Raw genomic sequence first — 22,957 nt, forward strand, 5'->3', positions numbered from 1 at the left:
AAACTGGAGCGGCTCCTGGACTGAACCCCGGAGCCGACCACGAGGTCCGCGGCTCGCGCTCGCTGTCGAACCGCGACTTCACACGGATGCCTTGGGTGCTCTCGACGCCGACCTGCCACTCGAAGGGTGTTTGGAGTCACGACGCTGCCGTCGCCGGCACGTTGCGTGCCCTCGCCCGAGCACCATCGCGCAGCGCCGCCGCAGGATAGACGACCACCTCCGCGCCTTCCGCGATGCCGCTGCGTACCCAGGCCTGGCTGCCGTTTCGCCCGCCCAACTCCACCGGCGTCAGCCGTGCACGCCCGCGTTCGAGTACAAACACCGCCACGCCGCCGTCGGCATGCGGGAACACTGCACTTACCGGCACGCGCAGTGCCGACGCCTGGGCTTGGGTGACGATGCGCACGCCGACGCGGTAGCCGTCACCCAGCGCTTGCCATGAAGCCGCCGGGCTCGTGAGTTCGATCAGGACGTTGACGCGCTGCTCCTCGACACCGAGCGCGGATACCTTGGTGAAGGCAGCCGGCTCGACGAGCCGCACGCGGCCCTCCAAGGTGTCGAGACCACCCCAGCGCTCGATGCGCACCAGCGCGCCAGGCATCGCCTGCAGCGCATCCGTGGTCAGCAACTCGGCCACGATCTCGAGCTGTGCGGTATCGCCGATCTCCAGCAACGGCGCGCCCAATGCCACCGTGGCTTCGCTGCCTTGCGCCACGCGCAGCACACGCCCGGCCACGGGTGCGCGCACGAGAAAGCCAGTCGCAGCCCCTGCCGGGGTACGAACGGCCAGCAAGGCAGCGCGGGCGACCTCCGCCTCGTGTTCGGCAATATGGCGGGCCTCGAACGCGGTGTCGACATCCTTTTGCGCGGCCTGCAGGGCCAACCTATCGGCGTCGAGCTTGGCAGGCGAGATGAAGTTTTGCCGCGCCAACTGTTCGTTGCGTCGAAGTTCGACACGCGCCTGCTCGAGCGCCACTCGGGTCCGCTCCAGGGCGGCTCCGGCACGCCGCACCGCGGCTTGCGCAGCCTCGGCCCGAGATGCCTGCTCGCGCTGAGTGCGCTCGTCCAGCAGCGGCGAGAACACGGGCGTCAGTGTCGCCACGATCGCGCCGGCCTCAATCGCGTCGCCTTCGCGCAGCGTGATGCGCGCCAGTCGACCGGCCAGCGGCGCCGTGACGACGTAGCGATCGCGCAGCCGTGTCTTGCCGTCTTCGGCGATGGCTTGTTCGTAGGGCCCGCTCGTCGCCCGCGCCACCTCGACAGCCAAAGGCCGTGGAATGAAGGCCCAAGCGAGCAGCGCCACCAGCGCCAGGCCAGCCGCTGCGGAGATCAGTTGCGTCTTGCGATTCATGTCTTGCTCATTCCCTGGTCTTCAGCGCCGACACCATGTCGAGCCGATCGATGCGACGTCGCACCACCAGCGCGCTCGCAGCAGCAGCAGCCAGCACTGCCAACGCCGCCAGCGCATAGGTACGCGGACGGATCACCACCGGAAAGAAGAACTGGTCGGACTTCAGCAGTCCGGTCACGCCGTGCACGAGGGCATAGCCTGCCAACATGCCCAGCGGCAGCGCAACGGCAATGCCGATTGCCATCTCGCCCAGCAGCAAACCGGACACTTCGGCGCGCGTGAAGCCCAGCACGCGCAAGCTGGCAAGTTCCCAGGCTCGCTCGGCCAACGCGATGCGCGCGTTGTTGTAGACCACGCCGACGGCGATGACGCAGGCGAACAGCGTGAGCACTGTGCTCATGATCAGAATGTTGCGCGCAGTCAGTTCCTGCATGTTGCGCAGCATGGCCGCCTTGCTGAAGGCACCGGCCGCGCGCGGAAGGCTTTGCGTGGCCTGCAGGAATCGCGTTTCGCTGCCGCGCTCGAGCGCCAACACGAAACCGGTGGCCACATCGCCCTCGCGCAGAGCGCGGTTCAACGCAGCGCGATTCATGTAGGCGTTCAGTCCCATCATCTCGCGCACCGTGCCGTCCACGGGCAACGTGAAACTCAGCATGCGGCCCTCCTGCACCTCCACCCGAACGCGATCGCCGACCCGAAGAGCCAGCTTGTCGGCCAGGCGGTCAGTGAGCAGCAGGCCATCGCCATGCGGCATCGCCTGCCGCCCGTCGACATCGATGATGCGAAACAGCTCGCTTCTCACCGGCTCGCCCCGGACCATGACGCGCTGGCGCAGGTGCCCGTTGACCAGGGTGACCGGCACGTCCCGCAACGATTCCAGCGCCAGCACGCCGGGCAAGCGCGCCAGTTGCAGCGCAACGCCGTTGTCGGCCGGTTCGGTCAACCACACCGAAACGTCGCTGCGCATGGACAGCACGAACGTGGTATCGACGACAACCTCGATGGCGTCGCGGAAGAAATTGCCCATCACCACGATGGCCACTGCCGCCGCGACCCCGCCGATCGACAGGCCGCTGCGCAGCGGACGCCGCTCCATGTTTCGCAGGATCATCCGCAGCGCCGGGCTCAGCCCGGCGACCCCCAGCCGCTCGGCAAGCGTGCGGCGGTAGCGCCCCGGCGCCGAGGGCCGCATCGCCTCGGCAGGAGAGAGCCGCACGATCGCGAGGATGGCTGACAGCGTGCCTGCGACCGCGGTGGTCAACGTGACGCCGCCGGCGAGCAGCACCAGGCCCGCATCCATCCTGTGCTCGAAGTGCGCGAAATGGAACAACTCGGCATAGAGGCCGACGAGCTGGGCACCGAGCCAGTCGCCCAGAGCGACGCCGAGCGTCAGTCCGACCGCGACGATGACCAGCACCAGCATTAGGTAGTGGGCAGCGATGGTCCCATTGGCATAGCCCAGCGCCTTCAGCGCAGCGACCTGCTCGCGCTGCGTGGCGACCAGTCGCGAAACGACCACGTTCAGCAGGAAGGCCGCCACACCGAGAAAGATCGACGGCAGCACCGTGCCGATGACGCGCTGCTCCTTGATTTCGTTCTCCAGCATCGCGTGCGAGGTCTGGTCCACCCTTGCACGGGGTGTCGCGCCACCATAGCGCGCCAGCGGCTGCGCGAGCGCGTCGATGACCTCGGCGTCGGAAACCCGCCGCGCCGCGGCAGGTGCCAGGCGCACCGCCAAGGTGTTGAAGGCGCCCTCCATGTCGTAGGCAGCGGCGAGCACCGCCTGATCGACCCAGAAGATTCCAAAGCCACGCTGATCCGGCATGCCCCAGAGGCCGGCGAAGACGAACTCGGGCGACAGGGCGATGCCCACGACCCGCAAGCGCCGATGACGACCGTTGATCAGCGCACCCACCGTGTCGCCGGGCTTGAGCCCGCGTGCAACGGCGAAGCCCTTGGAGACCAGGGCGTCGACCGTATCCCGGCTGGCACCGGTGCCGTCGGCCGCGTCGAACAGGCCGGCACCGGCCGCGACGCTCACCTGGTTCAATCGCGGCGGTTGCAGGCGGTCGACGCCGATCAGCTGCCCCAGCACGGGGTCGCTGCTGCCATCGAGCTGGATTCGGACCACCTGCTCGATCGTCGGTTGCACGTCGGCCACGCCGGGCAGGTTGCGCAACTGGTCGGCCAATGCGGCCGGTGCGCGCTTGACGGTGGCGAAGATGTCGGCGAAGCGCCCCTCGGCGTAGAAGGTGTCACGCGCCGCGGCCAGCGAATCCACCGCCGACAGGCTGGTCAGGAAGCCAGCGGCGCCGCTGGCCACGACCAGCGCGATGGTCAACGCCTGGCTCCACATCGCGCGCAGATCGCGAAGCAGCTTGCGGTCGAGCGCCTTCATGGGGCGGCTACCAGGACAGCTCTGCCGACGCCATGCGCCGCGCGTTGCGCTCGATCTTCTGGATGCGGCCATCGGCCAGATATGCCACGCGGTCAGCCATGCCCGCGATCGCCGCGTTGTGCGTGATCACCAGCACCGTGGTGCCGAGTTCCTGGTTGATCCGGGCGATCACGTCGAGCACCAGCTTGCCGGTGGCGTAGTCGAGCGCGCCGGTGGGTTCGTCGCACAGCAACACCTCGGGCCGCTTGACGATGGCGCGCGCGATTGCCACGCGCTGCTGCTCGCCGCCCGAGAGCTGCGAGGGAAAGTGATCGCGGCGCGCGGACAGTGCCACACGCGCCAGCGCGTCGTCGATCGGCATCGGGTTCGCGGCGATGTCCGTGACCAGCGCGACGTTCTCGTAGGCGGTCAGGCTGGGGATGAGGTTGTAGAACTGGAACACGAATCCGACATGGTCGCGCCGATAGCGGGTCAGCTGATCGTCGTTCGCCTCAACCAGGTCGTGGTCCAGGTAGTTCAGGCTGCCGGTGCTCGCGACCTCGAGCCCTCCAAGGATGTTGAGCAGTGTCGACTTGCCGCTTCCCGACGGCCCGAGCAGCACCATGAACTCGCCGGAGACGATATCCAGATCGACATCCCGCAGGGCCACAACGGCCACATCTCCAGCACGGTACGTCTTGCCCAGGCCGCGGGCGTGAAAAACAGTCAGCGGTGGATCTGCAGTCATGTCTCGATCCTGCACTGCAGTCGGCCGGCGCGATTTGACGCCGGTCAACCCTTGAACGTCACGTTGCAGGAGAACTGCGCGGCGAACTGTGCCCGCTCTCCAGTCCATGGCGCCCAGCGCATCGAGCCGGGCGACCAATGCACCACGCCCGATCTCATGAGCAACTTATATGGAACGTCGCGCGGCCCTCGGGCCCGGAGGGAGGTTGCGATTGCGCAGGACGACGAGCGGAACTGCAACGCCGCTGAAAAGCAAGAGCCAGTCTTGCGCTACGCCCAGCAGAATGGCGGCACTGCCGCCGACCAGTGACCAGAGGATGGGAATGACGAACAGCCAGCGCGAGACCGGTGTTGTCGTGAGCAACAGCAGGCCCAAAGTGAAGATCGTGACCGGGCAAGGGCTAATGCCGAACATCGGCATCTCGGGATAGCGATGGCCCATCCACATTCCAAGCAGCGGGTAGATGGCCGCGGCATAGACGACAAAGGCCCATCCCAGCCATGCGCCCGAACCACGCCCGACGCCAAAGGCCATGCGTCCTTTCCAGACTGCCGCGTAGAACAGCAACCCGCCCTGCACGACGAAAAGAACGCCGAAAAGCAGCGCCGCCTTGTTGATGCTCGAGAAGAATAGCCCGTGATATGCGATGCCGGTCCAGACCCACATCAGAGCCAAGGCCAAGCCAATGACGCGGCCGCCCGCGCGTGACGGCCGAACGACCAGAACGACCATGGCCCCACCGAGGACGTAGCTCAAAACCTGTACCGGCCAGACGGCTTCGTTGTACGCACCAAAGAGGGTGAAGAACTGATCGCGAGTGAACGGAAGCATGAGGCCGACGATGGAACAGGCGCTCGAAACAGCGTTTGATCCACATCAAAAATGCTGAGCAGACTGAGCGCGATCTCGAACTACCGGGCAAGGCGGCAAACGTCGGTGCAGTTGAACGACCACGCTCCGGTGACGAGGCCTTCGAGAGCAGCTTCCCGGACCAACATCGGTTTCCTCAGTAATGCCTATGGCTTCGTCCCGAGATCTTCCGCTTCCTTGAGGGAGGGCAAAGAACCGCTTCGGCCGCTGATGCGCGGGCTCCGACCGCGGGAACTGCGGTGCGGGGTCAGAGTCTTGGCTTGACGTAGCCCGCCGCATTCTCGACTTAGCCAGGCGCGCATTCGTCCGAGTGAAGATTGGCCCGCGTGTCATCCGTTGGGAAATCCGGTGCGATCGCTAGCCGGCTGCGTTCGCTCGATGTCGCCCCCGCGTTCATCTCCACCGCGTTGGCTCTAGTTGAGCCGGCATGGCCGCACGTCGGGTCTCTCGACTTCCAAGTCCCGGACTGCGCGCGCGTAGAGATAGTTGAGGCGCGCGCGTTCGCTGAGTGAATCCATGTCGACCTGGCCTAGCGCGTCGCAGGGAAACCTGTAGTCGCGGCCTCCAGCCGTCAGAGGACGAAAGCGGAGTTCGTAACCGGCGAATGCATGGGATGCGTTCATCACTGTCTCCTTGATGCGCATCCCGGACTCCGCGGAGGATTTGGAAGCAGAGGTGACTGCACGATTCCAATGTAGGCGCGCCGCGCCACTGGACCGTGAACGTGGTGCATCGATCTGAAACGCAGTGTGAACTTTCCGTAATCGCCATACGTCGAGGCGCGTCACTCGAGCGCGCCCCCAGGCTGGAAGGCCCGACCGAGGCCACGGCGATCGTGCTGGAACTCGACCAGGAACGCCGCGTCATGTCGAATGCGGCCTTCACGGCGGCAGGCCCCGCCGGCGAGATTTCGGCCGACGGCGCCTTCATTGAAAGCGGCCGACGTGCTCTGGTGCAGCCCGACGCGGGATCGATCGCTCACCTCTGGCGTACGGACCTGATCGTATGGAAGGAAGCGCGCGAGGCCGCAGGCGCGCTATCTGTCGGACTTGCTCGGCTGAAGGATGCATGTTGACAAGAGCTGCCGTCCTCTTCCGTCGCGTTCAGAAGGAAGACCCGTGGCCGATGAAGGCCACATTTGCGAGCTGGCGGAATTTCGGCAACAGCAGCTTCTGCCGTCGAGGTGGTCGCTGTGCCGGTTGATCTAGCTCAAGTTCGGCGAGCGGGCCACCGCACAGACTCCTTGGGGTTCTGGGTCGATCCAAGGAATCGGAGTCATTCATGCGCCAAGACAAACTCACAACCAAATTCCAGGAAGCCCTCGCCGACGCGCAATCGCTCGCTCTCGGCAACGACAACCCCTATATCGAACCGCTCCACCTGCTGGTGGCCATGCTGCGCCAGGACGACGGCCCGCGGGCCTTGCTCGAGCGCGCCGGCGCCAACGTGCCGGGCCTCTTGCAGGCCGCCGAAGCGGCGATCAAGAAGCTGCCGCAGGTGCAGGGCCATGACCAGGTTCAGGTCGGCCCCGAGCTGGGCAAGCTGCTGCAGGCGACCGAGAAGGAAGCCATCAAGCGCAACGACCAGTTCATCGCCGGGGAGCTCTTCCTGCTCGCGCTGGCCGACAGCAAGGCCGAGATCGGCAACCTGGCGCGCAGCCACGGCGTGACGCGCAAATCGGTCGAAGCCGCTATCGATGCTGTTCGGGGCGGGCAGGGCGTGAATAGCGCCGATGCCGAGGGCCAGCGCGAAGCGCTCAAGAAATACTGCCTGGACCTCACCGAGCGCGCTCGCCTCGGCAAGCTCGATCCGGTGATCGGCCGCGACGAGGAAATCCGCCGCGCCATCCAGGTGCTGCAACGCCGCACCAAGAACAACCCCGTGCTGATCGGCGAGCCCGGTGTCGGCAAGACCGCCATCGTCGAAGGCTTGGCGCAGCGCATCGTCGCCGGCGAGGTGCCCGAGTCGCTCAAGGGCAAGCGCGTGCTCTCGCTCGACATGGCGGCGCTGCTCGCCGGTGCCAAGTACCGCGGCGAATTCGAGGAGCGCCTGAAGACCGTGCTCAACGAGCTCGCGAAGGACGAGGGCCAGACCATCGTCTTCATCGACGAGTTGCACACCATGGTCGGCGCCGGCAAGGCCGAGGGCGCGATGGACGCCGGCAACATGCTCAAGCCCGCGCTCGCGCGCGGCGAGCTGCATTGCGTGGGCGCCACCACGCTCGACGAATACCGCAAGTACATCGAGAAGGATGCCGCGCTGGAGCGCCGCTTCCAGAAGATCCTGGTGGGCGAGCCCAGCGTGGAGGCGACGGTTGCGATCCTGCGCGGCCTGAAGGAAAAGTACGAGGTGCACCACGGCGTCGACATCACCGACCCGGCGATCGTCGCCGCGGCGGAGCTGTCCGACCGCTATGTCACCGATCGCTTCCTGCCCGACAAGGCCATCGACCTGATCGACGAGGCCGCGGCCAAGATCAAGATCGAGATGGACTCCAAGCCCGAGGTGATGGACCGGCTCGATCGCCGCCTGATCCAGCTGCAGATCGAGCGCGAAGCCGTGCGCCGCGAGAAGGACGAGGCCTCGCAGAAGCGCCTGGCGCTGATCGAGGGCGAGATCGAGCGCCTGCAGAAGGAAATCGCGGATCTCGACGAGATCTGGCAGGCCGAGAAGGCGCAGGCCCAGGGCAGCGCGCAGATCCGCGAAGAGATCGACAAGATCAAGTTCCAGATCGCCGAGTTCACCAGCAAGGGCGACTTCAACAAGGTCGCCGAGCTGCAGTACGGCAAGCTGCCGGGCCTGGAGAAACGCCTGAAGGAAGCGCAGGACACCGAGGCCAACAAGGGCAAGTCCAGCGCGCCCACGCTGCTGCGCACGCAGGTCGGCGCCGAGGAGATCGCCGAAGTCGTGGCGCGCGCCACCGGCATTCCGGTGGCCAAGCTCATGCAAGGCGAGCGCGACAAGCTGCTCATGATGGAAGAGAAGCTGCACGAGCGCGTGGTCGGCCAGGACGAGGCCATCGGCGCGGTCGCCAACGCGATTCGCCGCTCGCGCTCGGGCCTCGCGGACCCGAACCGCCCGACCGGCTCCTTCCTGTTCCTCGGCCCGACGGGCGTGGGCAAGACCGAGCTGTGCAAGGCGCTCGCGGGCTTCCTGTTCGACAGCGAAGACCACCTGATCCGCGTCGACATGAGCGAGTTCATGGAGAAGCATTCGGTCGCGCGCCTGATCGGCGCGCCGCCCGGCTACGTGGGCTACGAGGAGGGCGGCCACCTGACCGAAGCGGTGCGCCGCAAGCCTTACAGCGTGCTCCTGCTCGACGAGGTCGAGAAGGCGCATCCTGACGTCTTCAACATCCTGCTGCAAGTGCTCGACGATGGCCGCCTGACCGACGGCCAGGGCCGCACCGTGAACTTCAAGAACACGGTGATCGTGATGACCAGCAACATCGGCTCGCCGATCATCCAGGCCATGGTGGGCCGGCCGAACGAAGAGATCAAGGACGCGGTCTGGGACGAGCTGAAGAACTACTTCCGTCCCGAATTCCTGAACCGCATCGACGAGACCGTGGTGTTCCATGCGCTCGATGCCAAGAACATCGAGGCGATCGCGGCCATCCAGCTCAAGGTGCTGCAGCAGCGCCTGGCCAAGATGGACCTCGGGCTCGAGGTGTCGCCGGCGGCGCTGGCGGAAATCGCCAAGGTTGGCTTCGACCCGGTGTTCGGCGCCCGGCCGCTCAAGCGCGCCATCCAGCAGCGCATCGAGAATCCGCTCTCGAAGCTGCTGCTCGACGGCAGCTTCGGGCCGAAGGACACGATCGTCGTCACCACCGACCCGATCCAGGCGCCGGGCAAGTTCATTTTCTCCAATGCCGAAGCAGAGCTAGCTATTGACCTTGCATGAGCGCGAATGCTCACTCGGCGCCCCGCTCATTTCGCCTGCACGATGAATGGGCTTCGACGTCTCACGCACTCGCGCAGCCGTGAGGCGCCCCATCGACGATAGCCATCCGCTGCGCGGCATCGAGGATTTCTTTGATCGAGCGCAAATCGAAACAGCGGGAGATTCCTAGACTGAATCGCGTCTGTTGATGCGCGTGTGTACGGCCGAGGCACTAGGAGACACTCATGAACCCGCAATCGACCTATATCCGCTGGTTCTCTGAACTCGGCGCGGATGACGTCGCGACCGTGGGCGGCAAGAACGCGTCACTCGGCGAGATGTACCGCGCACTGACCCAACTCGGTGTCCGCGTGCCCAACGGGTTCGCGATCACAGCCGATGCCTATCGCCTTACCTTGGAACTCGCCGGTGCGTTGCCGCGCCTGAGAGCGGCGTTGGCCGGTCTGGACGTCAAGGACGTCGATGACCTCGCGCGGCGCGCGCGGGACGCACGCGAAATCATCTATGCCGCCGCCCTCCCCGAAGAGTTGACGGCCGAGATCCGCGCAGCGTATGCGCGACTGCGAACAGAATACGGCGCCGATATGACGGTAGCGGTACGTAGCTCAGCTACGGCGGAAGACCTCCCGACTGCGAGCTTCGCCGGGCAGCATGAGACCTTTCTGAACATCTCCGGCGAAGCCCGGCTGTTGGACTCCGTACGCCTTTGCTTTGCCAGTCTTTTCAAGGACCGCGCCATCGCCTACCGTGTCGACAACGGATTCGACCATTTCCAGATCCTCCAGTCGGTGTGCGTGATGCAGATGGTGCGTTCCGACCGCGCCGCCAGCGGCGTCATGTTCACGCTCGACACCGACAGCGGATTTCGCGACGTCGTCTTCATCACCGGCGCCTACGGACTGGGCGAGAACGTCGTCCAGGGCACCGTGGATCCCGACGAGTTCTACGTCTTCAAGCCGACCCTGAAACTGGGCCACCGCGCCGTACTTAGGCGCAAACTGGGTAGCAAGGAAGTTCGGCTGGTGTATTCGAAGGGTGCCGGTCGGGAGACGACCTGCAATGTGCCGACGCCGCCGGAAAACCGGGCCCGATACTGCATCGACGACGCCGACGTGCTGGCGCTGGCTGACGCAGCCGTGGCAATTGAAGACCACTACAGCCGCCATGCGGGCCGACCGACGCCAATGGACATCGAATGGGCCAAGGATGGCGTCGATGGGCGCATCTACATCGTGCAGGCCCGGCCCGAGACGGTCGCCTCCCGCAAGCCGCCGCACCGCGTCGACGAGTATCGCATCCATGCGCCGGCCCGGCCGCTGCTCACCGGCCGGGCCGTAGGCTCTACGATCGCGGTGGGCAAGGCTCGCGTGATCGCCGATGTCATGGCGCTCGGCCAGTTCCGGCCCGGCGAGGTGTTGGTGGCCGACACCACGATGCCCGACTGGGGCACAGTGATGAAGATCGCGGCTGCGGTCGTCACCAACCGAGGCGGCCGCACCTGCCATGCGGCCATCGTAGCCCGCGAGCTGGGCATTCCCGCGGTCGTCGGCTGCGACGATGCCACGGTGAGGATCCGTAGCGGCGACGAAGTCACCGTGTCTTGCGCCGAGGGTGCCGAGGGTCGCGTCTACGCAGGCGCGCTGCCATTCGAGAAAATCGGCGTCGATCTGTCGACGCTCGCACGACCGCAGACTCACCTGATGGTCAATTTGGGCAATCCCGACAGCGCCTTCCAGACGGCGCTGCTGCCCAACGACGGCGTGGGGCTGGTGCGCATGGAGTTCATCGTCGCCGAACACATCAAGGTCCACCCGATGGCGCTGGTGCATCCCGAGAAGGTGGACGATCCCGCGGTGCGCGCCGAGATCGCGCGCTTGACGCAGTCTTTCGAGCGGCCGGCCGACTACTTCGTGCGCGAGTTGTCGGAAGGCGTCGGCATGATCGCAGCGGCTTTCTATCCGAAACCTGTGATCGTCCGCATGTCCGACTTCAAGACCAACGAATACGCCAGCCTGGTCGGCGGCTCCGGGTTCGAGCCGAAAGAGGAGAACCCGATGATCGGCTTTCGTGGTGCCTCGCGCTACACGCACCCGGCCTATGCGGAAGGCTTCGCGCTCGAATGCGCCGCCATGAAGCGGGTGCGAGAAGAAATGGGACTGGCGAATGTGAAGCTGATGATCCCGTTTTGCCGGCGCACTCAGGAAGCTGAGCGCGTGCTTGACGCGATGGCCGCTTACGGCTTGCAGCGCGGTGAGGGCGGCCTCCAGATCTACGTCATGTGCGAGATTCCGAACAACGTGATCCAGATCGACGCTTTCGCCAAGCTGTTCGATGGCTTCTCGATCGGCTCCAACGACCTGACACAACTCGTGCTGGGCGTCGACCGCGACTCACGCATCGTGGCCTTCGACTTCGACGAACGCGACGAAGGCGTCAAGGCCATGATCCGCCAGACCATCGAAGGCGCGCGACGCAACGGCCGCCACGTCGGTATCTGCGGCCAGGCGCCTTCGGACTACCCGGAAGTGGCCGCGTACCTGGTGGAGCTCGGCATCGACGCTATGAGCGTGACGCCAGACACGCTGCTCAAGATCACGCGCGACGTCCTCGCCGTCGAACAGCAGCTGGGGCGCTCACCGCGCCGGCAACCAGAAGGAGCAACATCATGAGTCGACCCATCACTTCCCTGATGCAGCGTCCGGTGTGCAGTGTCAGCATGGAAGATAGCGTGGCACAGGTGGAAGCCGTGCTTGCCAGCAAGCACCTGTCGTGGGTGCCGGTCCTGGAGCCGGCACGAGGTGAAGTCGTCGGTGTCATCAGCGCCTCGGATCTTGTCGGATTCCATGCGCAAGGACGAGACGCGGCCGCGACGCGCGCCTGGCAGATGTGTTCCTACAAGCCGATCGTCGTCGATTCGCAGACCCCGGTCGCCACAGTAGCGGCGCTCATGGTGGAGCGCGGAATTCATCACGTCATCGTGATCGACGGCAATGGGATCGCCGGCGTGGTGTCGTCGCTGGATTTTGTCCGAATCTTTGGTTGCGGCGACAGCGCTTGAAAGCCGGGTCAACAGCAGCGCTCAAAGCATTTCCTCCGGGGCGAACCGTCCCAACAAGCCGGCGATGAACCGGCGCCACCCGCCGGCCAGCGGCTCGCTGCGATAGCGCACCGGCTTGTCGTCCGAGATGCCATGCCAGACAAGCTGCGCGGCGCCGTTGTGGTCGGGCTCTGCAAGCCCGACCCGGTATGCGAGGCCGGGTGCGGTCGCCTCCGCAAACAGGGTTTCGAGTTGTCGGCCCAACGCGTCGCTCTCGATCAAGGCTGCGATTTCGGTGTTGGCAGACCGCGAACGGGGATCCAGGTTCATGGACCCGATCAGCACCCACCGTTGATCGACAACGACGGCTTTGGCATGCAGGCTGGCGCCGGACGACAAGCCGGGGCGCGCATTGCCGGGCGAGGCCAGGGCCGGACGAAACTCGTGCAATTCGACCCCGCATTCGAGCAATCGAGGCCGGTAGCGCGCGTAGCCTGCGTGCACCAGCGGAACATCGGTCGACGCCAGGGAATTGGTGAGCACCCTGACCCGCACGGCCTTGCGCGTGAGCGCGCAAAGAACCGCGACACCTCGATCGCTCGGTACGAAATACGGGGTAATCAGGAGCACCTCCCGACGCGCCGCCTCGATGATCGGGCGCATGCCAGCGGCAATATGGCCACCGCCCGTGGGGCCAACCTTCGACTTGGTGGGCGTATCGTAGAGGGCGGTCCCAGGTGCCGCGACCAGCGCCAGCTTGCCATCTCGCAACTCGCGCCAGAAGTCCATCGCGCGCAAGCGTCGCGCATAGTCCGTCTCGCGAAAGCGCTCTGCTTGCACCGCCATCTCGGCGAAGCGCCGCTGCGCCTGCCCGGCCTCAGGCGGACCGCCCAGGAATGCGGCGATCGGTATGGCCGATGCGCTGTTCCAGTAGTCGTCGAAGCTGTGCGAAACCTGCGCGACGATGGGCCCTGCCGCGAGCACATCGAGGTCCGCGAAATCGCTCGTCCCGCGCAGGTTGAAGTAAACGTCGCCCAGGTTCCGCCCGCCGAGCACCACGGCCGCGTTGTCGGCGATCCATAGCTTGTTATGCATGCGGCGGTTCAGGCGCGCGCCGTCGCCGAGGAAGTCCAGCCACTGCAGCACGCCAGGAGGACCGCGGCGCGGGAAGGGGTTGAACACGCGCACCTGTACATTGGGGTGGGTCGCCAACGTGGCAAGGTCGAAATCGCGACCGGCCGCATACAAGTCATCCAATAGCAGGCGCACGCGCACGCCACGTTGGGCTGCGCGCAGCGTCCGGTAGATCAGCGCCGTAGCCGTGGCATCCTGCTCAATGACGTAGTACTGCAGATCCAGCGACTGCTGCGCCGCGTCCGCCAGCGCCGCGCGCGCCGCAAAAGCCTCCTCGCCGGACACGAGCAATCGAAAGCCCGAATCCCGAGGCGTCGCCGAGAGCTGGCCGGCAAAGGTGCGGCCCAGAAATGTCTGTTCCGGATGGTCGATTGCATGGGATTCGGGCCGCGGCACCTCGATCGGCACCGTTGCGCAGCCGCTCAAAAACGCGGCAGCCACGAGGGCGATCATCAGGCCTGCGTGCAGGCGCTTCATTGCAGCATCCATGGACCGAATGTTTCCACCGCGGGGCGCGTCGCGTCTTGCGCGACCTCAAGGCAATTGAAGCCCGACCACCAACCAGTCGAGGCTAACGAGCTCAAGCGGGCCCAACTGACGCGCTGGATCGAACTCGACAGTCGCGGCGCCAGCGCCTCGCCCAGCAACCTGCGGGCGGCGAACGGTGGCGCAGGAATAGCTTGTCTTGCGTTTCGGCGCGTGGCTGGCTGCGCGCCTTGAAGCGCATCACGCATCACATGGCGATACCGATCTCGCCATTGCCGGTGCGATGTCGGACCTTCTTGCGCTGCCGCAACACACCATCGTTCTTCAGGCCGGATGCTTGGCACACCAACCTCCGGAGAGATCTCATGAGATCGAGAAAGCTGCTGGCCTTCCTGGCGATCGCAGTCAGCGCAACGTCTTTCGCCGCCGACGACACTCCGCCAGGCCGGCTGAGCCCACCGCAAAGCACCGCCCAGAAGACGAGGGACGCTGCAAGCAAGGCGGCGCGCGAGGCCGAGAGCGCAGCAAACAAAGCGGTCGAACAGGCGAAGTCCGCGGTCGAGAAGAGCGAAGCGACCGCCGGCAGGATTTCCAAGGCCGCGGCGGAGGCGATTCAGCGCGCAACCCGGAAGGTGGCGCAGGCGGCCACACGGTTCGAGGAGAAAGCGAGGAGCTCGGCGACCATGGCGGTCGACGGGAGCCGCGAAGCCGCGCGTTTGGCCGAAGAGGAGGGCAAGAAGGCTGCGTCCGCTGCCAAGGATGCCTTGGACAAGGCCGATGAAGCGGCGAAGCGCGCGCTGGGGTCAAGCAAGGAGGAAGCCGAGAAAGCCGCGCTGGCCACCCGCGATGCGCTGAAGAAAGCGGAGGAAGCCACGCGCACCGCTGCGCGCGCCGCCAAGGATGCGGCCACCAGGACGGCCGAAGCCTCCAGACGCAAGGATCGCCCGCCGGAGGACACGAGTAAGAAGTGACCCCTGTGGCCCCCGATGTCGGTCGCGTCCTGCTCGGCCGCTCCCTGGATGCCGTGCCGCTGAAGCCTCATCTCGGAACGAGCAGCCAGGCCTCGTCTTGCGGCTCGTCGCATCGTCGGAAGAACACGAGCTTCGCGCCAGCCGCCCTGGTCAGCAGCAGCTGTGCCGCGCGTCGCCACCGCCGATTCGCACGATCCGTCCCACGACCAGCACGCGACGACCGGCCTGCAGCATCCCTGCGGTACGACCATCACAGCGCCAAGATCCTTGATCCAGCGCAACGCGACGTTTGCGGCGAACTCCTAAAGTGACACTCCAGTATCGCCTAGTGTCATGGCTGCCCCGAATGATTCAATGGAAGGATTCTCATGAAATCCGATGCTCAACTCAGAAGCGACGTCCAGGCCGAGCTCGACTGGGACCCCGCGATCAAGACCGCCACTGTGGGCGTGATCGTCCAGGATGGCGTGGTGACCTTGACCGGCCACCTTAGCAGCCATGCCGAGAAGTACGCCGCCGAGCGCGCTGCCCAGCGCGTCAGGGGCGTGAAGGCGCTGGCGGTCGAGATCACCGTCAAGCTGCCGGCCGGCAACGAGCGAACCGACGCCGAGATCGCTCTGACGGTAGAACGAGCGCTTGAATGGAACGTGCTCGTGCCCGACGGAGAGGTCAAGCCGATGGTCGAAGGAGGCTGGGTCACCCTCACCGGCGAGCTCGAATGGGAATACCAGAGCCGGGCCGCAGAAAAAGCGGTGCGCAACCTGATGGGCGTCACGGGCGTTTCCAACATGATCAAGATCACGCCGCAGCTTCGCCCCTCCGATGTGGAGAAGAAGCTGCGCGAGGCGCTAGCGCGCCAGGCGAATCGCGAAGCCGATCAGATCCAGATCGCAGTGAACGGCTCGCAGGTCAGCCTGCGCGGCAAGGTTCATTCATGGGCCGAACTCAACGCCGCCCAGATCGCCGCGTGGTCTGCGCCCGGCGTCTCCTCAGTCGTGAACGACCTGGTGGTGCAGGACTGAACCGTGTCCCGAACTGAAGGTGCCGTGCAGCACTCGAATCCTGTGGATCGAGGCAATGCCCGGGCTGTCAGCATGCAGGGCGGCGTGGGTTTCGGCGCCGGACAAGCCGATCACGGCGGCGCCGGCTCCGCCCAGCTCGGAACTCGGATGCTCAGCCGCAGTGAATGCTTGGCCGCCTTGTCCAGGATCGACGACGACATGGAAGCTGCGCTCGAACAGGCGCGCAGGCGACACACCGGCCAATGCCTGGCAGCGCCGCGCGAGATCCTGGCACCGTTCGATCTGGGCCGGCACGAGGTCCGCATCAGTTAGCGCATGGATTCAACACACGTGTGTGTCCACATCCGGGAAGGCGGTCAACCCGCCGGACAGCCGGAAAAGCGCGGACGGCGTTCTGCTGGACGTGCTGCAGGAGATCGATGAGTTCCTGCAAGCGCACGATCAATGGGTCCGGCGCCTCGATGGGGCTGTCCTCAATCCCTGAACGGAGGCGGATGGGAGCAAATTCACTGCAAACTGGTCCAGTCGGCGCGTGAAGCGGCGCAGACACCGCTGATCAGCCGGGCGGAAAAGAAGGTCCATTCCGCCCGGCGCATGGACGCTCGGGCAATCGAGGTTGCCTTCATTTCCACGGCGTCGGAGACGACGTCATCCACTCCCCTCCGAGAAGGAGCCCTCTCTGGCACCCTCGGCCGCTGGCTTTACTTCGCCTACCGGCGCGGCCACCACTACCGTCGGATCCCATGCGCATTTTTTCCCGATCCGGCGCAGATCCGGGCCCCCATGAGGTTCCAACGACGCAGCAGCTACATGGCTTGATACACCGCAAACAGGCCACCCCGAGCAGCGCCTAGAGTGGTAAATCCGTCAAGACTCGAAAGGACCGCCATGAATCCCGATATGGAACTGCGACACGAAGTCTTCGCAGCATTGAACTGGGATCCGGCAGTCAGCGGTGCCGATATCGATGTGCGTGTCGAGAGCGGCGTGGTCACGCTGACCGGCCAGCTGCCCAGTCCTGCGATGCGACATGCCGTCGAATGCGCAGTGCGACGAGTGCAGGGCGTTAAGTCCCTAGTGAACGAACTGACCGTGCGCTCCGTACCCGAGAAGTCCTGAGGCGATGCAGGCCGACAGTGATGCAGGCCCATGAACTCTCGCGACGCCGCCTTTTCTTCCTTGAACGCGGTTGCATGCCGGTCTTCCACCAAGCACGGTCGACGATCGATCTAACGTTCGCATCGGCGCCGGCCGCATCGCACCGGCAACCGCACCGGCAACTTCGATCGACGCCTCGTGCCATCAATTGCGCCGCGCAACGCAATGTAGACGTCTTCGTCGAGCACCCGGCTGATGGTCAACTCATGGCCCGACATCGCGAGCTCGATGCGCGCCACGCGATCGTCGCGATGCTTGCGCCCGATCAAATCGGCGCCGCATCGAGCGCCTTACTGTTCGCAACGGCATACGCCTTTGACAACGGAGATCGGCAGACATGACAGCCAAACAGCTTCTCTTCCGCGAAGAAGCACGCGACAAGATCCGGCGCGGCGTGGACACCCTCGCAGATGCGGTGAAGGTGACCCTCGGCCCCCGGGGTCGCACCGTGATCCTCGACAGCGAGTACGGAGTGCCCCAGATCGTCAACTCCGGCGTCGTGGTCGCCAAGGCGATCGAGCTGGAAGATCGCTTCGAGAATATGGGCGCGCAACTGCTGCGCGAGGTCGCGGCACGTACGAGCGAAATGGCCGGTGACGGCACCACCACCGCCACCGTGCTGGCACACGCGATGATCCAGGAAGGCCTGAAGTACCTCGCCGCTGGCATGAATCCAATGGATCTGAAGCGCGGTATCGACCTCGCGGTCGACACCGTCGTGCGTGAGCTGAAGACGATCGCCCAGCCGTGTGCGACCTCGCAGGAGATCGCCCACGTGGCGAGCATCTCGGCCAACAATGACCGCTCGATCGGCGACCTGATCGCCCATGCGATGGACAAGGTGGGCCGAGAGGGCGCCGTGTCGATCGAGGACGGCTCGGGGCTCGTCAGCGAGTTGGAGATCGTCGAAGGCCTGCAGTTCGACCGCGGCTACCTTTCGCCCTACTTCATCAACGACACCGAGAAACAGGCGGCGGTTCTGGAGAATGCGCTGATCGTGCTGTGCGACCAGAGGCTCTCGGCCATCAACGATCTGGTGCCGCTGCTGGAAGCCGCGGCGAAGTCGGGAGCCCCACTGCTGGTGATCGCCGAGGACGTGGAGGCCGACGCATTGGCCGCGCTGGTCATCAACAGCGTGCGCGGTGTCGTGAAGACCTGTGCCGTGAAGGCGCCCGGCTTCGGCGACCGCCGCAAGGCCATGCTGCAGGACATCGGCATTCTGACTGGGGGGCAGGTCATCTCGAGCGAACTAGGGCTGACCCTTGCCAAGGCAACGCTTGACAATCTGGGCCGCGCACGCCGCGTGGTGATCGACAAGGACAGCACGACGATCATCGGCGGGGCGGGCGACGCGCAAGTCATACGCGACCGTGTTTCCGCGATTCGCAAGGAACGCGAGACGCAAACCAGCGACTACGAGAGAAAGCAGCTGGACGAGCGCCTCGCCAAGTTGTCGGGCGGCGTGGCACTCATCAAGGTTGGCGCAGCCACGGAGACCGAGCTGAAGGAACGCAAGCTGCGCGTGGAGGACGCGCTGCATGCCACCCGCGCCGCGATCGAGGAAGGCATCGTTCCCGGTGGCGGTGTTGCGCTGTTGCGCGCGCGGCGCGCGCTGGCAGATCTTTCAGCGCCCAATCTGGACCAGGCCTCGGGCATCAAGATCGTGCAGCGCGCGCTCGAGGAGCCGCTGCGCCGCATCGTGAGCAACGCGGCCGACGAGCCCTCCATCGTGCTGGCCAAGGTCGACGAATCCGCCCAGCGCAGCTTCGGCTACAACGCCGCGACACGCGAATACGGTGACATGCTGGAGATGGGCGTCATCGACCCCTCCAAGGTGACGCGCCTCGCACTTCAGAACGCAGCCTCGATCGCCAGCCTGGTGCTGACCACCGACTGCATGGTCGCCAACGCGCCGAAGAAGGCAACAGGCGGATTGCGCGCGGCCGACGAGCCCGGCATGTACTGAAGAAGCCGCGTTACCCCCTCCCCGGTCGATGCAGGAATAGGGCATGCCCTGGGCTTTCGACAAATGCCCAGCGGCCATGCGCGGGCTTCCCCCGTCAGTGCGGCAGAAGGCGGTCGAGGTCGCGAACGCCTTGTTGGACGAAGGTTGCGACGACGGCAAGGCCATCCGCATCGGGATCGCCAAGGCCAAGGAGTGGGCTCGCCATCATGAGGTCGCGGATCGGCGATGAGTGCGCTGCTGATCGATCTCCTCATACCCATCTCTAGCAGCGCAAGTCTCCCCAAGGGACGTCCATGAGGCCGCGTCGCCTAGGAACTTGATGTTGGCGCAAGCTTGCGAATCCTTGCGCTGGCGCAACGACTCCGGCGGCGAAGCTGCGCATCTTCCGTCGCGATTCAGCCGTCGGCCCCTTGGTCCCCGTGGAGACCATGAACCATCAGGAAAGCCGGCTGCGAGGCAGCGAACTGGCGGCGGACCGCGCCGGCCGCGAAGCGGCCGACAACAGTCACGCGCGAACCGCTTCGAGCCGCGCAGCGATGCGCGCCGAAAGAAGCACCAGCGCTTCGCAAAAGACATTGCCCGCCGGTGGGACAAGGGCCTCGCGGCCAACGAATTCGACTCGCTCCTGCTCTTCGCCTCGGAACCCTTCCTGGGTGAACTGAGGGCACAGCTGGGTGAAGCGGTCGAGAGACACCTCAAGCTCCCATTCAGCAACGACCTCACCTCGTTGCGCCTGGCCGAGATCGAAGCGCGGTTGCAAGCCGCCTGGGTGGCCAACAGGTGAGCGGGTGAGGACAATGAGTTCGCTCAAGTCGATCTTCGTTCGTCTCGATGGCGCACTTTGCGCCGATGCCCGACGAAACCCAGCCAACACCCGTACAGCTTCTTCCCTACCTGCGCTTGCATGGCATCAAGCACGGCCGGTTGCACCCCTCGGCTCGGGGACAGCCATGCCGGCTAGGAGCTGCTGTCGGGAGATGCCTGCGACCTGGCCCAGGCGTCTTGCGGTTGTCATAGCGCGTTGTTGATCCAACGCAAGCACCTGCGGCGCTCCCCTTTCCAGAATGGCAGCACATACGCTACTCGGAACAGGTACTTCGCCCATGAACACGCGCACATCCGCCTGCCTCGTCGCCGCGATGCTCGTCGCCCTGCAGGGCGCTTCGGGACCGTCCATCGCCGTATCGCCCGTACTGGTGCCCGGCGCCCATGCCAGCGGAGGCATCAGCTACGAGGGCCGGCAGGAGATGCAGGCGACGCAGGACTTGTACAACGTGCGGCTGACTTTTGCCGAGGCCCAGACCGGCGCCTACGTTGCAGGCGTCACCGTCTCGGTCGAGGCCGCCGACCGGAGTGCTTCATACGGTCCCTTTGCGGACTGCGGCCCGCTGTTCTTCGTGGCGCTGAGTCCCGGTGTCTACCGCGTCAGTGCAAGCTACGCCGGCCTCACGCGCATGAAAACCACCCGCGTCGGCAGAGGAGTGACGCAAGCGACCCTCTATTGGCCCGCCGCGAACGAGCTGTGAACAGGCACCCGCCGGCACGCCACCTCCCAACATTTCACCAAGGAGACACACATGAACTTCGGCTTAATCTGCACGTGCCGCCGAGTCCAAGTGCCCGCCGCCGCCGCCGCCGCCGCCGAAGCCGCTGCCGTTGCGCGTTCCCGCCATCGGGACCGCGGGCTGGAACACCGTGATGGCGTGATGGCCAGATCCTGCTCGACAGGCTGGAAGTCCTCATGAAGATCACCATCCATACCTCGGCAAAGAGAGCCTGCGAGGTGCAGGTCGGCACGACACACCACCCCTACGTGGGGCCCTTTCCCAAAGTCGGACAGACCATCGTGATCCCCGAGGACGCCAAGGTCGAACAAGAGGCCAAGGGCAAGGCGAAGATCACCAAGATCCTCTGGCACTACAACCCTGGGTCCAGCGCGCTCTGGCCCGAGATCGTGTGCAAGATATCGTAGTCAACGCTGACGTGGCTGCGGTCTTCGACGAGATCGCCGATCTCCTCGAGGTGCAGGGCGCCAACGGCTTTCGCGTGCGCGCCTATCGCAATGCGGCGCAGATGCTGGGTGAGATCGGTCGAAGCGTCCAATCCATCGTGGAACGCGGCGAGGACCTCGATGCGCTGCCGGGCATCGGCCCCGATCTTGCGGCCAAGATTGGCGAGATCGTCGGCACGGGAAGTTGTGCCTTGCTGGAGCAGCTGCGCGCACAGCTGCCGCCGGCCATCACCGAACTGCTGAGGATTCCGGGGATCGGCCCCAAGCGCGCACGCGCGCTGCACCAGGCGCTTGGGATCCGCTCGCTCCAGGACCTGCACCGCGCCGCCAAGGAAGGCCGCCTGCGCACCGTGCATGGCTTCGGCCCCAAGACGCAGCAGCTGGTCCTGGAGGCCACGGTGGCCCGCCTGCTGGCGCCACGCCGCTTCAAGCTGCCGCTGGCCGTGCAAGTGAGCGACGCATTGCTCGCGGATCTCGCTGCGGCGCCAGGCGTGCTGCAGGCGCAGGCCGCCGGCAGCCTGCGGCGGCTGCGCGAGACTGTAGGCGACCTCGACCTGGTGGTGGCGGTCGAGCACAGCAGCGCTGTGATGGAGCGCTTCACCGCCGCCGCCGAGGTGCGCAGCGTGCTCGCCAAGGGCGGCACTCGCGCCAGCATCGTGCTCGCCAACGGGTTGCAGGTCGACCTACGCGCGGTGCCTCCGGCGAGCTTCGGTGCCGCACTGCTGTACTTCACGGGCTCAAAGGCGCACAACATCGCGCTGCGGCAGTGCGCGCGCGGCGCGGGACTCAAGCTCAACGAGTATGGCCTCTTCCGAGGTGATCGGTGTATCGCGGGCGAAACCGAGGCCTCGGTATACCGCGCGTTAGGGCTGCCCTTCATCGAACCCGAACTACGCGAGGACCGCGGAGAGATCGATGCCGCGCTGGCCCAGCGTCTGCCTGTGCTTGTGCAGCGGGTCGATCTGCGCGGCGACCTGCACGCGCACACGTGCGCGAGTGACGGCCGCGACACCCTCGAGGCCATGGCCGAGGCGGCGCGCGCGAGCGGCTTGCACTATCTGGCGATCACCGACCACTCGCCGCGCCTCGCACTCGTGCACGGCCTCGATGCCGGCCGGCTTGCGCAACAGATCGATCGCATCGACGAACTCAACGCCAGGCTCGACGGCTTCGTGCTCCTCAAGGGCATCGAGGTAGACATTCTCGAGGACGGCAAGCTCGACCTCCCCGATGACATCCTGCGGCGACTGGACCTCGTGGTGGGCGCCATCCACCATCGTTTCGATCTGCCGCGCCAGAGGCAGACTGACCGGCTTTTGCGCGCCATGGATCATCCGTGCTTCAGCATCCTGGCTCATCCCACGGGGCGACTGATTGATGAGAGGCCGGGCTGCGACATCGATCTTTCACGCGTAATCCGCAAGGCCCGCGAGCGTGGCTGTTTCCTGGAACTCAACGCGCATCCCGCCCGGCTCGACCTGAACGACGTCGCCTGCCGGATGACCAAGGACGAAGGTGTGTTGGTCAGCATCGCCTCCGATGCGCACAGCACGCTCGAGCTCGACAACCTCCGCTACGGCATCGGCCAGGCGCGCCGTGGCTGGCTGGAGCCGCGCGACGTGCTGAATACCCTCAGCCTCGACGCGGTGTGTCCGCTGTTGGCTGCGACCATGGGCCGCACGAGCTGCGAACGAACCGTGGCCGCCCGGCTGCCCGCGCCACAGATCGAGCACGCCGCGGGTGGCGCTTGACATTCATTCGCCCGTGAGAATCACCACGCCATCGAAACCCCTCGGCATCCGATCCGCGGTGCTGCGGCCCGCGGTTCATGCGCTGGGCTGGAACTCGCTACCACTGCGCACAACTGGGTCGGCTGTGAGGTCACGGTCCGCATGGCTCCGGGCGACGCCGGCGCTGAGCTTG

The 22,957-nt window shown here is 65.6% G+C and carries 21 protein-coding genes and 2 pseudogenes; 15 read left to right on the top strand and 8 right to left on the bottom strand.

Annotated elements, in window-relative coordinates:
- Positions 1-136 precede the first annotated feature (136 nt).
- The 5 genes from ACSQ86_RS36630 to ACSQ86_RS36650 form a co-directional block, all read right to left on the bottom strand.
- Positions 137-1,351 carry an efflux RND transporter periplasmic adaptor subunit gene (locus ACSQ86_RS36630; protein ID WP_436307699.1) on the bottom strand — a complete coding sequence of 405 codons (1,215 nt, stop codon included), beginning with the start codon at positions 1,349-1,351 and terminating at the stop codon, positions 137-139.
- Between the two features lie 7 nt (positions 1,352-1,358).
- Entirely contained in the window at positions 1,359-3,749 is a 2,391-nt protein-coding gene (locus tag ACSQ86_RS36635) for an ABC transporter permease (RefSeq protein ID WP_436310853.1), read from the bottom strand.
- A gap of 7 nt (positions 3,750-3,756) precedes the next feature.
- A complete protein-coding gene (locus tag ACSQ86_RS36640) occupies positions 3,757-4,476 on the bottom strand; it encodes an ABC transporter ATP-binding protein (RefSeq protein WP_436307697.1) in 720 nt (239 codons plus the stop codon).
- A 165-nt stretch (positions 4,477-4,641) separates the two neighbouring features.
- Positions 4,642-5,307, bottom strand: coding sequence for a DUF6064 family protein (locus tag ACSQ86_RS36645; protein ID WP_436307696.1), 666 nt, complete (start codon positions 5,305-5,307; stop codon positions 4,642-4,644).
- 452 nt (positions 5,308-5,759) lie between these two features.
- A complete protein-coding gene (locus tag ACSQ86_RS36650; protein ID WP_436295884.1) occupies positions 5,760-5,969 on the bottom strand; it encodes a hypothetical protein in 210 nt (69 codons plus the stop codon).
- 212 nt (positions 5,970-6,181) lie between these two features.
- Here ACSQ86_RS36650 and ACSQ86_RS36655 point away from each other — a divergent pair, with 212 nt between their 5' ends.
- From ACSQ86_RS36655 to ACSQ86_RS36670, 4 genes are all read left to right on the top strand, one after another.
- Positions 6,182-6,421 (top strand): hypothetical protein, encoded by a 240-nt coding sequence (locus ACSQ86_RS36655; RefSeq protein WP_436307695.1) that lies wholly within the window; start codon positions 6,182-6,184, stop codon positions 6,419-6,421.
- Between the two features lie 206 nt (positions 6,422-6,627).
- Positions 6,628-9,249, top strand: a complete 2,622-nt coding sequence (gene clpB / locus ACSQ86_RS36660; protein ID WP_436310854.1) for an ATP-dependent chaperone ClpB — start codon at positions 6,628-6,630, stop codon at positions 9,247-9,249.
- A gap of 224 nt (positions 9,250-9,473) precedes the next feature.
- Positions 9,474-11,918, top strand: coding sequence for a phosphoenolpyruvate synthase (gene ppsA, locus ACSQ86_RS36665; RefSeq protein WP_436307693.1), 2,445 nt, complete (start codon positions 9,474-9,476; stop codon positions 11,916-11,918).
- Entirely contained in the window at positions 11,915-12,307 is a 393-nt protein-coding gene (locus ACSQ86_RS36670) for a CBS domain-containing protein (RefSeq protein WP_436307692.1), read from the top strand. The genes ppsA and ACSQ86_RS36670 overlap by 4 nt, the downstream gene beginning before the upstream one ends.
- 21 nt (positions 12,308-12,328) lie before the next feature.
- On the opposite strand, the gene ACSQ86_RS36675 is transcribed toward ACSQ86_RS36670, so the two are convergent.
- Positions 12,329-13,897, bottom strand: a complete 1,569-nt coding sequence (locus tag ACSQ86_RS36675) for a phospholipase D family protein (protein WP_436310855.1) — start codon at positions 13,895-13,897, stop codon at positions 12,329-12,331.
- 239 nt (positions 13,898-14,136) lie between these two features.
- Between ACSQ86_RS36675 and ACSQ86_RS36680 the strand changes: the two genes are divergently transcribed.
- Together ACSQ86_RS36680 and ACSQ86_RS36685 are read left to right on the top strand one after the other, a co-directional pair.
- Positions 14,137-14,877: a hypothetical protein gene (locus tag ACSQ86_RS36680; RefSeq protein WP_436307690.1), complete on the top strand. Its 741-nt coding sequence runs from the start codon at positions 14,137-14,139 to the stop codon at positions 14,875-14,877.
- A gap of 368 nt (positions 14,878-15,245) precedes the next feature.
- Positions 15,246-15,899, top strand: coding sequence for a BON domain-containing protein (locus ACSQ86_RS36685; protein ID WP_436307689.1), 654 nt, complete (start codon positions 15,246-15,248; stop codon positions 15,897-15,899).
- Here ACSQ86_RS36685 and ACSQ86_RS36690 read toward each other — a convergent pair.
- Positions 15,867-16,193, bottom strand: a complete 327-nt coding sequence (locus ACSQ86_RS36690; protein ID WP_436307688.1) for a hypothetical protein — start codon at positions 16,191-16,193, stop codon at positions 15,867-15,869. The genes ACSQ86_RS36685 and ACSQ86_RS36690 overlap by 33 nt on opposite strands.
- 212 nt (positions 16,194-16,405) lie before the next feature.
- A complete protein-coding gene (locus ACSQ86_RS36695; protein WP_436307687.1) occupies positions 16,406-16,555 on the bottom strand; it encodes a hypothetical protein in 150 nt (49 codons plus the stop codon).
- Positions 16,556-16,787: 232 nt separating this feature from the next.
- On the opposite strand from ACSQ86_RS36695, the gene ACSQ86_RS36700 reads away from it, so the two are divergent.
- From ACSQ86_RS36700 to polX, 9 genes and pseudogenes are all read left to right on the top strand, one after another.
- Positions 16,788-17,018, top strand: coding sequence for a BON domain-containing protein (locus ACSQ86_RS36700; protein ID WP_436307686.1), 231 nt, complete (start codon positions 16,788-16,790; stop codon positions 17,016-17,018).
- Between the two features lie 20 nt (positions 17,019-17,038).
- Positions 17,039-17,398, top strand: a complete 360-nt coding sequence (locus tag ACSQ86_RS36705; protein ID WP_436307685.1) for a hypothetical protein — start codon at positions 17,039-17,041, stop codon at positions 17,396-17,398.
- Positions 17,395-19,023: a chaperonin GroEL gene (gene groL / locus ACSQ86_RS36710; RefSeq protein WP_436310856.1), complete on the top strand. Its 1,629-nt coding sequence runs from the start codon at positions 17,395-17,397 to the stop codon at positions 19,021-19,023. The genes ACSQ86_RS36705 and groL overlap by 4 nt, the downstream gene beginning before the upstream one ends.
- A 43-nt stretch (positions 19,024-19,066) precedes the next feature.
- Positions 19,067-19,252 (top strand): hypothetical protein, encoded by a 186-nt coding sequence (locus ACSQ86_RS36715; protein ID WP_436307683.1) that lies wholly within the window; start codon positions 19,067-19,069, stop codon positions 19,250-19,252.
- Positions 19,253-19,391: 139 nt separating this feature from the next.
- Positions 19,392-19,445, top strand: a pseudogene (locus tag ACSQ86_RS36720) (hypothetical protein); the annotation flags it as partial.
- 65 nt (positions 19,446-19,510) lie between these two features.
- Positions 19,511-19,807: pseudogene (locus tag ACSQ86_RS36725) on the top strand (host attachment protein); the annotation flags it as partial.
- A 319-nt stretch (positions 19,808-20,126) separates the two neighbouring features.
- Positions 20,127-20,549, top strand: coding sequence for a hypothetical protein (locus ACSQ86_RS36730; protein WP_436307682.1), 423 nt, complete (start codon positions 20,127-20,129; stop codon positions 20,547-20,549).
- Between the two features lie 215 nt (positions 20,550-20,764).
- Positions 20,765-20,995 (top strand): hypothetical protein, encoded by a 231-nt coding sequence (locus ACSQ86_RS36735; protein WP_436307681.1) that lies wholly within the window; start codon positions 20,765-20,767, stop codon positions 20,993-20,995.
- Positions 20,989-22,785 carry a DNA polymerase/3'-5' exonuclease PolX gene (gene polX / locus ACSQ86_RS36740; protein ID WP_436310902.1) on the top strand — a complete coding sequence of 599 codons (1,797 nt, stop codon included), beginning with the start codon at positions 20,989-20,991 and terminating at the stop codon, positions 22,783-22,785. The genes ACSQ86_RS36735 and polX overlap by 7 nt, the downstream gene beginning before the upstream one ends.
- Positions 22,786-22,957: the final 172 nt, after the last annotated feature.

This window comes from Variovorax sp. LjRoot130 (genome assembly GCF_964253755.1).
GTDB lineage: Bacteria > Pseudomonadota > Gammaproteobacteria > Burkholderiales > Burkholderiaceae_C > Variovorax.

Coding starts and splice junctions, on each gene's coding strand:
- ACSQ86_RS36630 (WP_436307699.1), bottom strand. CDS start 1,351: ATGAATCGCAAGACGCAACTGATCTCCGCAGCGGCTGGCCTGGCGCTG.
- ACSQ86_RS36635 (WP_436310853.1), bottom strand. CDS start 3,749: ATGAAGGCGCTCGACCGCAAGCTGCTTCGCGATCTGCGCGCGATGTGG.
- ACSQ86_RS36640 (WP_436307697.1), bottom strand. CDS start 4,476: ATGACTGCAGATCCACCGCTGACTGTTTTTCACGCCCGCGGCCTGGGC.
- ACSQ86_RS36645 (WP_436307696.1), bottom strand. CDS start 5,307: ATGCTTCCGTTCACTCGCGATCAGTTCTTCACCCTCTTTGGTGCGTAC.
- ACSQ86_RS36650 (WP_436295884.1), bottom strand. CDS start 5,969: ATGAACGCATCCCATGCATTCGCCGGTTACGAACTCCGCTTTCGTCCT.
- clpB (WP_436310854.1), top strand. CDS start 6,628: ATGCGCCAAGACAAACTCACAACCAAATTCCAGGAAGCCCTCGCCGAC.
- ppsA (WP_436307693.1), top strand. CDS start 9,474: ATGAACCCGCAATCGACCTATATCCGCTGGTTCTCTGAACTCGGCGCG.
- ACSQ86_RS36670 (WP_436307692.1), top strand. CDS start 11,915: ATGAGTCGACCCATCACTTCCCTGATGCAGCGTCCGGTGTGCAGTGTC.
- ACSQ86_RS36675 (WP_436310855.1), bottom strand. CDS start 13,897: ATGAAGCGCCTGCACGCAGGCCTGATGATCGCCCTCGTGGCTGCCGCG.
- ACSQ86_RS36685 (WP_436307689.1), top strand. CDS start 15,246: ATGAAATCCGATGCTCAACTCAGAAGCGACGTCCAGGCCGAGCTCGAC.
- ACSQ86_RS36700 (WP_436307686.1), top strand. CDS start 16,788: ATGAATCCCGATATGGAACTGCGACACGAAGTCTTCGCAGCATTGAAC.
- ACSQ86_RS36705 (WP_436307685.1), top strand. CDS start 17,039: ATGCAGGCCCATGAACTCTCGCGACGCCGCCTTTTCTTCCTTGAACGC.
- groL (WP_436310856.1), top strand. CDS start 17,395: ATGACAGCCAAACAGCTTCTCTTCCGCGAAGAAGCACGCGACAAGATC.
- ACSQ86_RS36715 (WP_436307683.1), top strand. CDS start 19,067: ATGCCCTGGGCTTTCGACAAATGCCCAGCGGCCATGCGCGGGCTTCCC.
- ACSQ86_RS36730 (WP_436307682.1), top strand. CDS start 20,127: ATGAACACGCGCACATCCGCCTGCCTCGTCGCCGCGATGCTCGTCGCC.
- ACSQ86_RS36735 (WP_436307681.1), top strand. CDS start 20,765: ATGAAGATCACCATCCATACCTCGGCAAAGAGAGCCTGCGAGGTGCAG.